This is a genomic window from Gilliamella sp. BG3, from assembly GCF_046635605.1.
Lineage (GTDB): Bacteria > Pseudomonadota > Gammaproteobacteria > Enterobacterales > Orbaceae > Gilliamella > Gilliamella bombi.
Genome location: NZ_JBIDFE010000006.1, coordinates 36,267 through 50,575 on the forward strand (window position 1 = coordinate 36,267; position 14,309 = coordinate 50,575).

Genomic DNA, 14,309 nt, shown 5'->3' on the forward strand with positions numbered 1-14,309 from the left:
TCATTAGGATATCATTTATTTAAAACATCCAATACAGCTTGTGCAGCTTGTTCATCAGCATTACAACGGATTTGTTTATGCAAAGATAGAAAGGTGTCTTTCAATACTGAATTATCCCCTTCTAAAAAAGGGATAATACAGTTGGCGATATTTTCTGGTGTGCAATCTTGTTGCAACAATTCAGGTACAATCTCTTTACCGGCTAAAATATTAGGTAAAGACACATAAGGCGTTTTAATTAATTTTTTAGCTAACCAAAAAGTGAATGCTTTCATTTTGTACCCAACTACCATTGGACACTTAGTTAACATACATTCTAATGCCACAGTCCCCGATGCTAAGATTGCTGCATTACTTGCAATCATCGCTTCACGGGCTTGACCATGTAGTAACTGTATTTTAAGTTCTGGTGCAACTTGAGCTTTGATTTGTTCAAATTCTTTTTGTCTTTTAGCATTAACTAAAGGCACTAGAATATGTATATTAGGATAACGCTCTCGCAATAGCTTTGCTGCTTTTAAAAAAGGTGCTGATAATAATGTCACTTCAGCATGACGGCTACCTGGTAATAATGATAAACAAAGGCTATTTAAGGGAACACCTAATTGTTGACGCATAGTTGTTTGATCTGGATTTAAAGGAATATCATCCGCCATCTTATGCCCAATAAAGCGACAAGGAACATCAAACTTATCATAAAAGACTTTTTCAAAAGGTAAAAAGGCTAAAATAAGATTAGTATTACGCTTAATTTTGAAAACGCGTTTTTGCTTCCAAGCCCAAACAGATGGACTAACATAATGAATCGTTTTAATGCCAGCTTGCTTTAATTTTCCTTCTAGGGAAAGATTAAAATCGGGAGCATCAACACCAATAAATATATCGGGTTTGAGTTTAACTAGGCGTTTAGTGATATCTCGGCGAATAGATAAAATACGGCGTAATCGACCCAATACTTCAACAATTCCCATGACCGATAATTCATCCATTTCGTACCAAGCTTTACAGCCTTCGGCTTGCATTTTCGGACCCGCTATACCTACAAATTCAATATTAGAATGGTAATTTTTTAGCGCACGAATCAATCCTGCTCCAAGAATATCGCCCGAGGCTTCTCCTGCGACTAATGCAATGACTACTGTTTCATTAGCCATTAACGGATGATGCCACGCGTTGAACGGGCAAAAAAGTCAATAAACAATTGGATTTCAGAGTGTTGCTTGGCAATGGTTTCAATTTCAACTTTTGCCTCTTCAAACGATAAGCCATTTCGATAAAGGATTTTATAACTATTGCGAATCGCCTGCAAAGCATCTTTGCTAAACCCTCTACGTTTTAAGCCTTCATAATTTACGCCATGAGGTGTTGCATGATTACCTTGGGCAATAACATAAGGTGGAACATCCTGAGCAACACCTGAACAACCACCAACCATAACATGTGATCCGATCACACAAAATTGATGAACGGCTGTCATTCCGCCAATAATTACATAATCATCTAATTGAACATGCCCACCTAAAGTGGCATTATTTGCTAAAATACAATGATCACCAATATGACAATCGTGAGCAACATGTGCATTAATCATCAATAAATTATCACTACCAATTCGCGTTAATTCACCACCTTGAATAGTGCCACGGTGAATAGTTACGCTTTCACGAATCATATTACGATCACCAATTTCAGTGCGTGTTGGCTCTCCACGATATTTTAAATCTTGGTTTACCTCACCAATCGAAACAAATTGATAGATTTGGTTATCTTTACCAATTTTTGTGTGACCATTGATAACAACGTGTGATTTTAAAAAAGTACCGTCACCAATTTCAACATTCTCACCAATAAAGCAAAACGGACCAATTCTGACGTTATCGCCAATTTTTGCTCCCTTTTCAATCACTGTGCTTGGATGTATCTCCATTGCCATAGTTATTCCTTAATACTGTTTTGGGGGGAAATGCTAAAAAACGATTATTTACGGGCACACATCATTTCAGCTTCACAAACTAACTTACCATCGACAGTTGCAACACCATGGAATAATGCAATACCACGACGTTCTTTAATATATTCAACATCTAGAATAAGTTGATCTCCTGGTACAACAGGACGTTTAAAACGAGCTTTATCAATGGAAGCAAAATAATAAAGTTGACCTGGTGATAGCTCTTCAATGCTTTTGAAAGCCAATATTCCTGTCGCTTGGGCCATTGCTTCTAAAATCAAAACACCAGGAAAAATGGGTTTATTTGGAAAGTGCCCCTGAAAAAATGGCTCATTCACAGTAACATTTTTTATCGCTTTTAGTGTTTTACCTTTCTCGTAACTAAGAACTCTATCAACCATTAAAAACGGATAACGATGAGGTAACAGGCTGATGATTTCTTCAACATCAAGGGTATTAAGTTCGGTAGTCAAAATAGCTATCCTTATACATTATTACTATAAATTTTTAACATTATAACTGAGGATACCACTTTCACTCAAGGATGATTTAAATTGCAAAAGATGCTTTCCTTAATATATTATCTATGGATTACTATAGATTTATAAAATAAATGATTTGTAAACCCTTATTATCTTATATCAAATCAGATATAATAACTAAGATAATTACCCAAAAAGTTTATAATCTGGAGAAGTAGAATGAAATCATTGATTAAAATGACGTTAGTAAGCAGCGCAATTGTATTAACATTAGCTGGTTGTGATGAAAAAAATTCATCAAATAAAGTAACAATTTCAACTGATGCACAAAAGGAAGCATATGCATTAGGTTCATCATTTGCAACATACATGAAGTCAAATTTAGAACAAAATGAAATTAAACCAGACCAAGAATATTTAATCAGTGGCTTTAATGAAACTTTCCGCGATGCCTCTCAACTTTCAAAAGATGAAGTGAAAACCATCTTAGATGAATTTGGTAAAAGAATCCAAAAAGAAAACAAAGAGCGCTTTGAAAAAGAAAAAACTGAAAATACAGCATCTGGTGAGAAATTCCGTGCAGAATTTGCTAAACAAGATGGAGTAAAACAAACAAAATCAGGGTTACTTTATCAAATCACTCAAGAAGGTTCAGATCGTCATCCAACAACTCAAGATACAGTTATTGTTCATTATACAGGAACACTAACTGACGGACGTAAATTCGATAGTTCTTATGATCGAGGTGAACCAGCAACATTTCCACTAAATGCTGTTATCAAAGGTTGGACAGAAGGAATTCAGTTGATCGGAATTGGTGGAAAAATCAAACTTGTTGTACCACCTGATTTAGCTTATGGTGACCAAAGTCTTCCAGGTCAAGAAGGTAAAGCTGGAATCCAACCTGCATCAACTTTAATTTTTGAAGTTGAATTGCTTGGCATTGATGGGGATAAAAATGATAAAAATCAAGAGCCAGCTCAAAATCAAGAACAACAAGTTAACTAACTTGATTGATTCATTGAGTTATACTCTTGTTGTTATGGGTCCTGCTTATGGGACCCAATCTGCTTATTGTGCATATCAATTTGCACAAGTTTTACTGTCACAGACTCCCCATACCATTAAAAATATCTTTTTTTATGCTGATGGTGTTTATAATGGCAACAGTTATACTGATCCCGCTAATGATGAATTTGATTTAATCTCTGCATGGCAGGAATTAGCAAAAACATACCCTTTAACTTTAACTGTTTGTGTTGCTGCCGCTCAGAGGCGTGGCGTTATTAAAAATAATCTCGCAGATTATTTTCATTTAACGGGCCTTGGAGAACTAAGTGAATCAATTGCAACAACAGATCGAACTATTCAGTTTTAACTTAAGATACTGAAATGAAAAAATTAGCAATTATTATTAGCTCACCACCTCACGGAAATGCCAAAGGCCGAGAAGCTCTTGATATAGCATTGGCCATATCAGTCATTAACCACATTTCTGTTTTTTTTATTGATGATGGTGTATTCCATTTATTACCAGAACAACAACCCCATAAAATTTTAATGCGTGATTATATTGCAACTTTTAATATGCTTGAGCTTTATGATATTGATGATGTGTACGTATGTGAATCTTCACTCAAATCGAGAAATCTAATTCAAATACCTCATAATATTCCTAGTAAAGTCATTAATAATCAGTTATTAACTCAATTATTAACTCTTCAAGATGTAATTTTTCGATTCTAATTCTAGACTAAAATACAACATATTACACTGCAATAATAGGCATTATACCTAAATAAAAATCGTTCAATAAGACTATTTGTTTTATTTATTTTATCTGATTTTTCTGATTATTTATAAATACATTCTAGTATTTATAAATAAGCTAATAGTATTTTGTATATGATTAAATCAAATAAATAATCCACTCTATTTTTTCATTATACTTAAATAGGAGTAGATTATGGTTTAATTTGATTTAACTCTTATTTTAATTAACTAAACTAACTTTTTCATTTGATCTGCAATCTTTTCTGCTTGCTGACCAACCACAATTTGTACCCCTGTTTTACCTAATTTTATTACTGCCATTGCACCAAGGGCTTTAGCAGCTTGTTCATCAATAAGCTCCGAATCATTAACGCCTAAACGCAAACGTGTAATACAAGAATCAATATTGGTTAGGTTTTCTTTACCGCCAACAACTGCTAAATATTGCTCTGCAATTTTTGTTGTATCTGTATTACCTTGCGTTGATTTTTTCGTTTCACTTTGGGTTGTTTCCACTTCATCTTCACGACCTGGTGTTTTAAGATTAAATTTCACAATAACAAAGCGGAATGCAACATAATAAACAACAAAGAACACTAAACCCTGAAGTATAAGCATATACCAATGTACAGCAAGTGGATTACGACTAGAAAGTAACATATCAACTAAGCCAGCACTAAAACCAAATCCTGCAATCCATTGCATCGCTGCGGCAATATAAAGTGAAATACCAGCTAAAATAGCATGTAAAACATAAAGTAATGGCGCAACAAACATAAACGCAAATTCTAATGGTTCAGTAACGCCAGTAAAGAATGCAGCAAATGAAGCGGCTAACATAATTGAAGCTGTTTTATCCTTATTACCTTTTTTTGCTGTATGATACATAGCTAACGCAGCTCCTGGTAAGCCAAACATCATAATTGGGAAGAATCCAGCTTGGTAACGACCCGTAATACCAATTGTAGCTAATCCATCATCAATTGACTTTTGTCCACCTAAAAAAGTTGGAATATCATTAATACCTGCAACGTCAAACCAAAAAACAGAATTAAGTGCATGATGTAAACCAACAGGAATTAATAGACGATTGAAGAACCCATAAATACCAGCACCCACTGAACCTAAATCTTTAATATATTTACCAAAAGCAACTAATGCATCATAAATAGATGGCCAGATAAAATATAAAACAGCAGAAACCAATAACATAACTATCGATACGATAATAGGCACTAGCCTTTTACCACTAAAAAATGCTAATGCTTTATGTAATTCCACTTGACTAAAACGATTGTAAAGTTCAGCTGAAATAATACCAACGAGAATACCAATAAATTGGTTATTTATTTTTTGGTATGCAGCAGGAACTTTTTCTAACCAATTTTCTGCTTTTGTATCAATACCACTAAATAGTGCAATCGAACTAGGAGACAGTAAAGTTGTAACCACTAAAAAGCCAACTAACCCAGCAAGTGCGGCTGCACCATCTTTATCTTTAGACATACCATAAGCCACACCAATAGCAAAAAGTATTGGCATATTATCAATAATTGCTCCGCCAGATTTAATTAAAAAAGCGGCTACAATACTATTTTGCCCCCAACCATTAGGATCGATCCAATATCCAATTCCTAGTAGTATTGCAGCAGCTGGTAGAACTGCCACAGGTACCATCAATGAACGCCCGATACGTTGCATATAAGCTAAAATTCCCATAAGTTTAACCTCATATAGTTATTAGGGGTATATAATAAAAAGTAATAAAATTTTACATCTTTAAGTGATGATAATTAAGTATTATTATTCCACTCTATATTATTTATTTTACTTCGCAAATTAATTATTCTCTTTTTGTGATTTAAATCACCATTTTTTTTGATTAATTAGTTTAATATAGTAAAATAAAGACAACATATTTTATTTCAAGAAAAAAGTTTTTAATTATATCACAAGAGGTAACAGCACATGAGACTTATTCCCTTAGAAAATGCACAAGAAGTCGGTGCCTGGGTTGCACAGCGCATTGTTAATAAAATTAATGAGTTTAAACCTACCGCAGATCGTCCATTTTTATTGGGGCTGCCAACAGGTAGTTCACCATTAGTTATGTATCAACAATTGATTAAACAATATAAAGCAGGTAACGTCAGCTTTAAACATGTTGTAACCTTTAATATGGATGAATATGTTGGTATTCCAGAAGAGCATCCACAAAGCTACCACACATTTATGTACGAAAATTTTTTCAATCATATTGATATTGATAAAAACAATATCCATATATTAAATGGTAATGCGCCAGATATTGATCAAGAGTGCCGTCAATATGAAGCCAAGATCAAAGCTTACGGCAAAATTAATATCTTTGTTGGGGGGGTAGGTCAAGATGGACATATCGCTTTTAATGAACCAGGATCTTCACTTTGTTCACGTACACGCATCAAAACATTAACTGAAGATACACGCATTGCTAATTCTCGCTTTTTTGATAATGATGTGAATCAAGTACCAAAACATGCGTTAACCATTGGTGTTGCAACTTTAATGGATGCACAGGAAGTTATTTTATTAGTTTGTGGTCATAACAAAAGTTTAGCATTACAAGCTGGTGTTGAAGGATCTGTTAATCACCTTTGGACTGTCACTGCACTACAAATGCATCCTGCATCAATTATTGTTTGTGATGAACCAAGTACTGATGATCTTAAAGTGAAAACACTAAAATATTTTAAACAAATGGAAGCTGATAATCTTAAAGTGACCGTTTTATAAAGGATAATTCAATGTATGCATTAACAAATTGCCGTTTTTATACAGGCTATGAGATCCTTGATAACCACGCTGTTATTATTGATGGAGATAAAATTACAAAAGTCTGTAAACAAAACGAATTACCTACAGATATCAAAATTGAAAATTTACAAGGTGCACTTGTTGCACCTGGATTTATTGATATCCAAGTTAATGGTTGTGGTGGTGTGCAATTTAATGAAACGTTTGATGCACTGAGCGTTGAAACATTAGAAGCCATGCAGGCCACAAATCTTATTTCTGGCTGTACTAGCTATTTGCCTACATTAATTACATCAACTGATGAATTTATGATAAAGGCAGTTGAAGTGATGCGTGAATACTTAGCTACGCATCCTAATCAAGCACTTGGATTGCATCTTGAAGGACCTTATATCAGCCCTGAAAAAAAAGGAATTCATGACGAAAATATTATTCGACAGCCGTCAAAAGAAATGATTAATTTCCTTTGCGAAAATGCTGATGTAATTAAAATCATTACTTTAGCGCCAGAAAGAGTTGAAAGCCATTTCATCAAGCAATTGGTTAATGCAGGCATTCATGTTTCGGTTGGTCATTCAAATGGTCATTATGATGACTGCCGTCGTGGCTTTAATGATGGCATTCGTTTAGGAACGCATCTATTTAATGCTATGCCTTATATTTCAGGGCGAGAGCCTGGTGTAGTTGGCGCAATTTATGATGAACCAGAAGTTTATGTTGGTATCATTGCTGATGGTCAACATGTTAGTTGGGCAAATATTCGCAATAGTCACAAAATAAAACAAGATCATTTAATTTTAGTTACTGACGCTATGCTACTTGCCGCTTCTAATTTAGAGTCGGGAGTATTTGCAGGTAAAACCATTTATTATAAAGATGGTCGCTGTGTTGATGAAAATGGCACATTGGGTGGTTCATCATTAACCATGATTGAAGCCGTAAAAAACACAGTTGAATATGTCGGTATTGCACTAGATGAAGCGTTAAGAATGGCAACGCTATATCCTGCCAAAGCAATCGGTGTGGATAAAGATCTTGGTAGTATTAGTGAGGGTAAAATTGCAAACCTTGTTGTATTTAATCGTGACTTTACAATAATTAAAACTGTTGTTAATGGAGAAGTGAGTCGCTAGAATATCAGATAGTTAATGAAAAATATTGAGTAATATATGAAATTTAATTATCTGAACTTAGTTGGCAACGCTGAATTAATCAAACAGCTAAATTATGCAATGATTTACCGTTTGATTGTTCAGCAAGCACCTGTTTCTCGTATTCAATTGGCCGAAATCAGCCAATTAGCTCCTGCAAGCATTACCAAAATAACCCGTCAACTTCTTAAAAAAAAATTAATTAAAGAAGTTGATGCACAACAATCAACGGGGGGACGACCTGCAGTTTCAATCGAAGCTAAGTTTGGACATTACCAAGCAATTGCCGTACAATTAAGTCGATCCCACGTCACAATAGAGCTTTTTGATTTAGGGGCTAAATGCCTTACATCAAAAAGATGCTCACTTATCAATTTTACTCAACAACAAGTTCAAGAATATCTAATTGCATTGATTAAAGAATTTATTCAGGTAAACAGCAAAAAAATAAAATATTTAGTTGCAATATCTATTGTACTCCCAGGCTTGATTGACTCAGTTAATGGCATTGTCCGATACACTCCACATATTCAAGTAAAAGAGTGGGCTTTAGGTGAGATACTACAAAAGGAATTCAATGTATCTATTTTTCTAGGAAATGATATTCAAAGTCTAGCATTAGCCGAAAGTTATTTTGGTTCAACACAACATGTTGATGATTCTATTTTAATCCGAGTACATCGCGGGGTAGGCTCTGGTGTTATCGTTAATCAACAGTTGCTTACTAACCACAATCAAAGCGCTTGTGAAGTTGGGCACATTCAAGTAGATACATTAGGTGAACGTTGCCATTGTGGTAACTTCGGTTGCTTGGAAAACCGAGTTGTAAATAAAGCAATTGAATACCGAGCTAAACAGATGATTGAGCAAGGTTATATATCGAAGTTAACATTAGAACACTGTGATATATATCATATCTGTCAGTATGCTAATCAAGGCGATGAACTAGCTACTAAGTTAGTTAAGGATGCAGGTGAAAATCTTGGTAGAGCAGTTGCAATTATGGTTAACATCTTTAACCCACAGCGAATTGTGTTAGCAGGAGAACTTACCAAGTCGCCCGAAATACTATTAACTGCTGTTAATAGTGCATTAAATGCTCAAAGCTTAGAGGGATTACGGAAAAACCTAACTATCACTTGTTCTTCCCTTAACGACAGCTCAGCAATTGGCGCATTTGCATTAGTGCAGCAAGCTTTATTTAATGGATCACTATTAGTGACGTTATTGAATGAAAAAGAACCATAATCTATTGTTATAAAAAACCCGATAAATCGGGTTTTTCCAGATTGATGACAAAGAACTCGCTTTTTGGCGAGTTTTTTGATCTAATAGAGAAGAGTCCATGATAAGAGGAATTCTTCTATGCTAAAAAAACTAACGCCAGCGACACCCGAAAAAATAGAGCAAACCTCGTTAGATGCGCTTGTCCCTCAAAATCACCTTGTTCGTAAAATAGCTAAAGTCATTGATTTTGAATTTATTCGAGAAGCGGTAGCACCACTTTATTGCCCTAATAACGGTCGTCCGGCAGAAGATCCGGTCAGACTGTTTAAAATTATGCTATTGGGGTATCTTTTTGGTATTCCCAGTGAGCGTCGTCTGGTTCAGGAAATTCAGGTCAATTTAGCTTACCGTTGGTTTCTGGGAATGGGATTAACCGAAAAAGTGATTGACGCCTCAACACTCAGCCAAAATTGTCGCCGTCGGTTTAATGACAGTGAAATCTATCAACAGATTTTTGATAATATTGTTGAGCAAGCCATTGCCAAAGGGTTGATAAGTGGTCGGGTTTTATATACGGACAGTACTCACCTAAAAGCAAATGCCAATAAAGGCAAGGCACGTAATGAGCAGCGTATTGTTGAGCCCAGTCAATATGTTGATGCGCTTAATCAAGCCATCAACGAAGAAAGAGAATTAAACGGAAAAAAGCCTTAAAGCCATCGACGGTAGAGAAATATAAGGATGTCAAAGTCAGTACTACCGATCCGGATAGTGGCTTTATGCATCGGGAAGGTAAGCCTAAAGGGTTCTTCTACTTAGATCATCGAACGGTTGATGGCAAACATAATTTAATTACCGATACCTATGTTACAGCGGGAAATGTCCATGATTCTCAGCCTTATATGGCTCGATTAAAACGCCAGTTAGAGCGATTTGGCTTTAATCCGGTTGGTGTGGGTCTTGATGCAGGCTATTTTACAGCGCCCATTTGCCATTTACTACTGGCAGAGCAGATATATCCGGTGTTGGGTTATCGCCGTGCCAGTCATGGTGCGAATCCTATCAGAAAAAAGCAGTTTATCTATAATAGTCAAACCGATACTTATACTTGCCCAAACGGGAAATCATTAATATATAAAACTACCAGCAGAGAAGGTTATCGTCATTATCATTCTGATGCAGCAACCTGCAAAGTCTATCCGTTATTGTCACAGTGTACACAGAGTAAAAATACACAGAAAGTCATCACACGCCATATCTGGGAAGCATATAAAGAGAAAGCCAATGAGATTCGTTTAAGTCAGTGGGGTAAAAAAGTCTATGCTCGGCGAAAAGAGACCGTAGAGCGCAGTTTTGCTGATGCTAAACAACACCACGGACATCGCTATGCAAGATTTAGGGGAAGAGCACAGGTTCAAATGCAGTGTTTATTGGCCGCAACGGCTCAAAATATCAAGAAAATAGCGATAAAGCTATTTTTGTTACATTTTTTTAGGCCATTTTTTAATTTATTTAATAAAATCCAAATTAAAAATCCTGTTTATGGTTTAAATAAAAAAATAAACCCCGAATTATATCGAGGTTTGTCATCAATCTGAAAAAACCCGATAAATCGGGTTTTTCTATTTTATTTCTAATTAGGCTAAAATGCGTAACATTCTACGTAATGGTTCAGCCGCACCCCATAATAATTGGTCACCAACCGTAAAAGCAGAAAGGTAATCTTTGCCCATATTCAATTTACGTAAGCGCCCAACAGGTGTTGTTAAAGTGCCTGTTACTGCTGCTGGGGTAAGTTCACGCATCGAAACATCACGATCATTCGGCACGACTTTTACCCAATCATTGTGTGCAGCAAGAAGCTTTTCAATTTCTGGCACACTAATATCTTTTTTCAATTTAATCGTAAACGATTGACTATGACAACGCAAAGCTCCAATACGAACACAAAGTCCATCAACAGGAATAATCTGACTTGTTCCCAAAATTTTATTGGTTTCGGCTTGCCCTTTCCACTCTTCTTTACTTTGTCCATTATCTAGCGCTTTATCGATCCAAGGAATTAAACTTCCTGCTAATGGCACACCGAAATTATCAGTAGGTAAACTACCATCACGCATTTTTTGTGTCACTTTACGCTCAATATCCAAAATAGAGGAATGCGGATCTTGTAACTCTTTTGCTACTTCGGCATTTAGCATACCCATTTGAGTTAATAGCTCACGCATATGGCGAGCACCACCACCAGATGCCGCTTGATAAGTCGAAACAGAAACCCAATCTATAAGATTTTCAGCAAATAACCCACCTAATGACATTAACATCAAACTAACCGTACAATTACCGCCTACAAAAGTTTTAATACCTCTATTTAAAGCAGCATGAATATTAGCTTTGTTTACAGGATCAAGAACAATAATTGCATCATCTTCCATGCGTAACGTTGAAGCTGCATCAATCCAATAACCCTGCCAACCTGTTGCACGTAATTTTGCGTAAATCTTTGAGGTATAATCACCACCTTGGCAAGTCACAACAATATCTAATGCCCTTAATGCATCAATATTATCTGCACTTTGTAATGTACCTGTTTTACCACCGAAGATAGGAGCTGCTTGACCTGCTTGAGAAGTAGAAAAGAATACAGGATTGATATAATCAAAATCATGCTCTTCAACCATACGTTGCATAAGAACAGAACCCACCATTCCACGCCATCCTACAAAACCAACATTTTTCATAATTTATTCCCAATAAATAGAGGTTATATAAAGAGATATTTTTATCTATTAAAACAAAATATCACCATAAAACAAGTAAGATAAGAATAATTTTTGTAGGTAGGAATATAATAACATGCCGTTATATATTAAAAAGACAAAACAACCACAATAACGAACGGAAAAACAAATTATCATAACACAATGATTAATAATCAGTATTTTATTTTTTGAAATAATTGGATTATTAGTCAACTTATTTATAATAAGTTATATGTTCTCAACACTTTCTTCTTAGTTGGATCACTTCGTTGTGCATATTGGAACAAACAGATGAAAAAATAGTCTATTTTGAAACAAAAAATCTCAACTAAATGAACGAGCTTTTTATTTAAAAATGGTCGGCGAGAGAGGATTCGAACCTCCGACCCACTGGTCCCAAACCAGTTGCGCTACCAAGCTGCGCTACTCGCCGTTAGCTTTTCTATTTAATAAAATGGGGTGGCTAATGGGATTCGAACCCACGACAACTGGAATCACAATCCAGGGCTCTACCAACTGAGCTATAGCCACCATAGAATCAGGACGAAATATTACGCATAAAAAATAACATTGTCCAGTAATTTTTTTAAAAATATGCTGATTGCTTATATTAAAATCGCTAAAAGCCTAATATTTTATCATAAAGCAAATATTCATGCTTTGACTACAATGGTACCAAGATTATTGATTGATGTTTCCACGCTATCAAAAAACAATTCCTTCCTTCTTTATCTATCACTCTAATTTGGCTTAATGCCATTAATACTGCTTTAAATCCAGAAGACACTGAAGTTGATACTTTCATTACGCAACTGCTTGAAGCACCATCACAAATAATACCAGATAAATCACGAATCATACTACAAATAGCCATATCAATAGGCTCATAATACCCAACCACCGATTGCGCCAATGGCAGCAGCAACAGGTAATCCAACCATACCAGTACCTGGCACAGTTACCACCTTACCATTTTTTATTAAATTAGGCGAAACATAAGCATCAATTTTTTCAATGTTTGTTGCTACTATGTTGCATCGCAATAGCTGCAACCAAAGCTAAAGATATGGGCTCTGTACAACCAACTGCAGGTAAAACATCATGTTTTACCAATTGAATTAATTGTTGCCAGATTACTTGTTGTTCTATTTTTTATCTCCATATTAACTTTAGTAATGTTAAATGATGGAACATTTAGTGTTAAGTAAACTGACTATTTTAGTCTATCTTAATTAAGATTTGAATAATACCTACTTATAACCATTAGAAAGTAGCATAATGGTTATGGTGGTTATTGTGAAAAAATATATTAATACATATAGTTATGTCTTAAACCTTTTTACATTATTTAATAGTGAATTAAATAATCAGGAATAGTTTAAAATATGTAATATTTTAGTAAAAGAACCTGACTTTTTTTTTATTATTGCAATAATGTAAAAACCTATAATTAGATAACAATGGCGATTGCGATTATGATAAATATTTTATTAATAGATGATGATATTGAATTATCACAAATGCTTAGCGAATATTTGACTAATGAAGGTTTTAATATCAAAAGTGTTTATTTAGGTAAAGATGGTATTGATGAAGCGCTATCAGGTAAATATCGTGCAGCAATCTTAGACGTGATGTTACCAGATATTAATGGTATTGATGTCCTGAAAAGCATCCGTCAACAATGTAATATGCCTGTTATTATGTTAACTGCTAAGGGTGATAATATTGATCGCGTTTTGGGTTTGGAATTAGGTGCTGATGATTACATTCCAAAACCATGTTATCCGCGTGAATTATTAGCAAGATTACGTGCAGTTTTACGACGTTTTGATGAGCGTTCGGTCGAAATGGTTGATGATAAAAAATACCATTTTAATGGTTTAATGTTAGATCTACCTCAACGGCTTTGTACGTGGAATGGACAAGTGATTGATTTGACATCAACCGAGTTTAATTTATTAGTTCTATTAGTGAAGCATAGCGAACGAGTGGTAACTAAAGAAGAATTATCTGAAATTGGACTTGGTCGAGCAAGAGAACTTTATGATCGTAGTGTTGATGTCCATATCAGCAATATTCGCCAAAAATTACATCAAGTTGCACAAAATGATGTGACAATAGAGACGATTAGAGCCGTCGGTTACCGTATTCGTTAACAAACAAA

General features: G+C 35.1%; 14 protein-coding genes, 2 tRNA genes and 1 pseudogene. 8 read left to right on the forward strand and 9 right to left on the reverse strand.

The window, feature by feature from the left end; translation table 11 throughout:
* Positions 1-11: 11 nt before the first annotated feature.
* Genes lpxB through fabZ form a run of 3 tightly spaced genes read right to left on the reverse strand, consistent with a single transcriptional unit; the run spans position 12 to position 2,424 of the window.
* Positions 12-1,154 (reverse strand): lipid-A-disaccharide synthase, encoded by a 1,143-nt coding sequence (gene lpxB / locus ACGH6S_RS04140; RefSeq protein ID WP_174799274.1) that lies wholly within the window; start codon positions 1,152-1,154, stop codon positions 12-14.
* Positions 1,154-1,933, reverse strand: coding sequence for an acyl-ACP--UDP-N-acetylglucosamine O-acyltransferase (gene lpxA / locus ACGH6S_RS04145; protein ID WP_174799275.1), 780 nt, complete (start codon positions 1,931-1,933; stop codon positions 1,154-1,156). Before lpxA ends, lpxB begins: the two co-directional genes overlap by 1 nt.
* Before the next feature lie 44 nt (positions 1,934-1,977).
* Positions 1,978-2,424 (reverse strand): 3-hydroxyacyl-ACP dehydratase FabZ, encoded by a 447-nt coding sequence (gene fabZ, locus ACGH6S_RS04150; RefSeq protein ID WP_174799276.1) that lies wholly within the window; start codon positions 2,422-2,424, stop codon positions 1,978-1,980.
* 228 nt (positions 2,425-2,652) lie between these two features.
* On the opposite strand from fabZ, the gene fkpA reads away from it, so the two are divergent.
* The 3 genes from fkpA to tusC are packed head-to-tail and all read left to right on the forward strand — an operon-like array spanning position 2,653 to position 4,179.
* The gene (gene fkpA / locus ACGH6S_RS04155) at positions 2,653-3,441 is read left to right on the forward strand and encodes an FKBP-type peptidyl-prolyl cis-trans isomerase (RefSeq protein ID WP_174799277.1); all 789 of its coding nucleotides are present in this window, start codon (positions 2,653-2,655) and stop codon (positions 3,439-3,441) included.
* 4 nt (positions 3,442-3,445) lie between these two features.
* Positions 3,446-3,811, forward strand: coding sequence for a sulfurtransferase complex subunit TusD (gene tusD, locus ACGH6S_RS04160; RefSeq protein WP_366941233.1), 366 nt, complete (start codon positions 3,446-3,448; stop codon positions 3,809-3,811).
* 14 nt (positions 3,812-3,825) lie between these two features.
* A complete protein-coding gene (tusC, locus tag ACGH6S_RS04165) occupies positions 3,826-4,179 on the forward strand; it encodes a sulfurtransferase complex subunit TusC (RefSeq protein WP_296301218.1) in 354 nt (117 codons plus the stop codon).
* A 255-nt stretch (positions 4,180-4,434) separates the two neighbouring features.
* Here the strand turns inward: tusC and nagE are convergent, their stop codons facing one another.
* Positions 4,435-5,925, reverse strand: a complete 1,491-nt coding sequence (gene nagE, locus ACGH6S_RS04170) for an N-acetylglucosamine-specific PTS transporter subunit IIBC (RefSeq protein ID WP_174799279.1) — start codon at positions 5,923-5,925, stop codon at positions 4,435-4,437.
* A 249-nt stretch (positions 5,926-6,174) separates the two neighbouring features.
* On the opposite strand from nagE, the gene nagB reads away from it, so the two are divergent.
* The 4 genes from nagB to ACGH6S_RS04190 all read left to right on the forward strand — a co-directional run bounded on the left by nagB (position 6,175) and on the right by ACGH6S_RS04190 (position 10,978).
* Positions 6,175-6,981 (forward strand): glucosamine-6-phosphate deaminase, encoded by an 807-nt coding sequence (nagB, locus tag ACGH6S_RS04175; RefSeq protein WP_034910836.1) that lies wholly within the window; start codon positions 6,175-6,177, stop codon positions 6,979-6,981.
* 11 nt (positions 6,982-6,992) lie between these two features.
* The gene (nagA, locus tag ACGH6S_RS04180) at positions 6,993-8,135 is read left to right on the forward strand and encodes an N-acetylglucosamine-6-phosphate deacetylase (protein ID WP_065590749.1); all 1,143 of its coding nucleotides are present in this window, start codon (positions 6,993-6,995) and stop codon (positions 8,133-8,135) included.
* 36 nt (positions 8,136-8,171) lie between these two features.
* On the forward strand, positions 8,172-9,401 hold the full coding sequence (locus ACGH6S_RS04185; protein WP_065561627.1) for an ROK family protein: 1,230 nt from the start codon (positions 8,172-8,174) through the stop codon (positions 9,399-9,401).
* 117 nt (positions 9,402-9,518) lie between these two features.
* Positions 9,519-10,978, forward strand: a protein-coding gene (locus ACGH6S_RS04190) for an IS1182 family transposase (protein ID WP_411578416.1) whose coding sequence is annotated in 2 segments (ribosomal slippage) — positions 9,519-10,092 and positions 10,092-10,978 — 1,461 coding nt in all. Because the reading frame shifts where the segments join, the coding sequence is not laid out codon by codon here.
* Positions 10,979-11,017: 39 nt separating this feature from the next.
* Here ACGH6S_RS04190 and asd read toward each other — a convergent pair.
* The 5 genes and pseudogenes from asd to ACGH6S_RS04215 all read right to left on the reverse strand — a co-directional run.
* The gene (gene asd / locus ACGH6S_RS04195) at positions 11,018-12,121 is read right to left on the reverse strand and encodes an aspartate-semialdehyde dehydrogenase (protein WP_085165501.1); all 1,104 of its coding nucleotides are present in this window, start codon (positions 12,119-12,121) and stop codon (positions 11,018-11,020) included.
* 377 nt (positions 12,122-12,498) lie between these two features.
* Positions 12,499-12,575 (reverse strand) — tRNA-Pro (locus tag ACGH6S_RS04200).
* Between the two features lie 22 nt (positions 12,576-12,597).
* Positions 12,598-12,673: transfer RNA gene (locus ACGH6S_RS04205), tRNA-His, on the reverse strand.
* Positions 12,674-12,806: 133 nt separating this feature from the next.
* Complete coding sequence (locus ACGH6S_RS04210) at positions 12,807-13,016, reverse strand: L-serine ammonia-lyase, iron-sulfur-dependent, subunit alpha (protein ID WP_238786468.1); 210 nt, start codon at positions 13,014-13,016, stop codon at positions 12,807-12,809.
* Between the two features lie 22 nt (positions 13,017-13,038).
* Positions 13,039-13,291 (reverse strand): annotated as a pseudogene (locus ACGH6S_RS04215) (serine dehydratase subunit alpha family protein); the annotation flags it as partial.
* 329 nt (positions 13,292-13,620) lie between these two features.
* On the opposite strand from ACGH6S_RS04215, the gene ACGH6S_RS04220 reads away from it, so the two are divergent.
* Positions 13,621-14,301 carry a response regulator transcription factor gene (locus ACGH6S_RS04220; protein WP_034910896.1) on the forward strand — a complete coding sequence of 227 codons (681 nt, stop codon included), beginning with the start codon at positions 13,621-13,623 and terminating at the stop codon, positions 14,299-14,301.
* The last annotated feature ends 8 nt before the right edge of the window (positions 14,302-14,309 follow it).

Excerpts from the sequence above, each read along its gene's own strand:
- asd (WP_085165501.1), bottom strand. The coding sequence starts at position 12,121 with ATGAAAAATGTTGGTTTTGTAGGATGGCGTGGAATGGTGGGTTCTGTT.
- tusC (WP_296301218.1), top strand. The coding sequence starts at position 3,826 with ATGAAAAAATTAGCAATTATTATTAGCTCACCACCTCACGGAAATGCC.
- ACGH6S_RS04185 (WP_065561627.1), top strand. The coding sequence starts at position 8,172 with ATGAAATTTAATTATCTGAACTTAGTTGGCAACGCTGAATTAATCAAA.
- ACGH6S_RS04210 (WP_238786468.1), bottom strand. The coding sequence starts at position 13,016 with ATGGCTATTTGTAGTATGATTCGTGATTTATCTGGTATTATTTGTGAT.
- nagB (WP_034910836.1), top strand. The coding sequence starts at position 6,175 with ATGAGACTTATTCCCTTAGAAAATGCACAAGAAGTCGGTGCCTGGGTT.
- fkpA (WP_174799277.1), top strand. The coding sequence starts at position 2,653 with ATGAAATCATTGATTAAAATGACGTTAGTAAGCAGCGCAATTGTATTA.
- lpxB (WP_174799274.1), bottom strand. The coding sequence starts at position 1,154 with ATGGCTAATGAAACAGTAGTCATTGCATTAGTCGCAGGAGAAGCCTCG.
- lpxA (WP_174799275.1), bottom strand. The coding sequence starts at position 1,933 with ATGGCAATGGAGATACATCCAAGCACAGTGATTGAAAAGGGAGCAAAA.
- nagE (WP_174799279.1), bottom strand. The coding sequence starts at position 5,925 with ATGGGAATTTTAGCTTATATGCAACGTATCGGGCGTTCATTGATGGTA.
- nagA (WP_065590749.1), top strand. The coding sequence starts at position 6,993 with ATGTATGCATTAACAAATTGCCGTTTTTATACAGGCTATGAGATCCTT.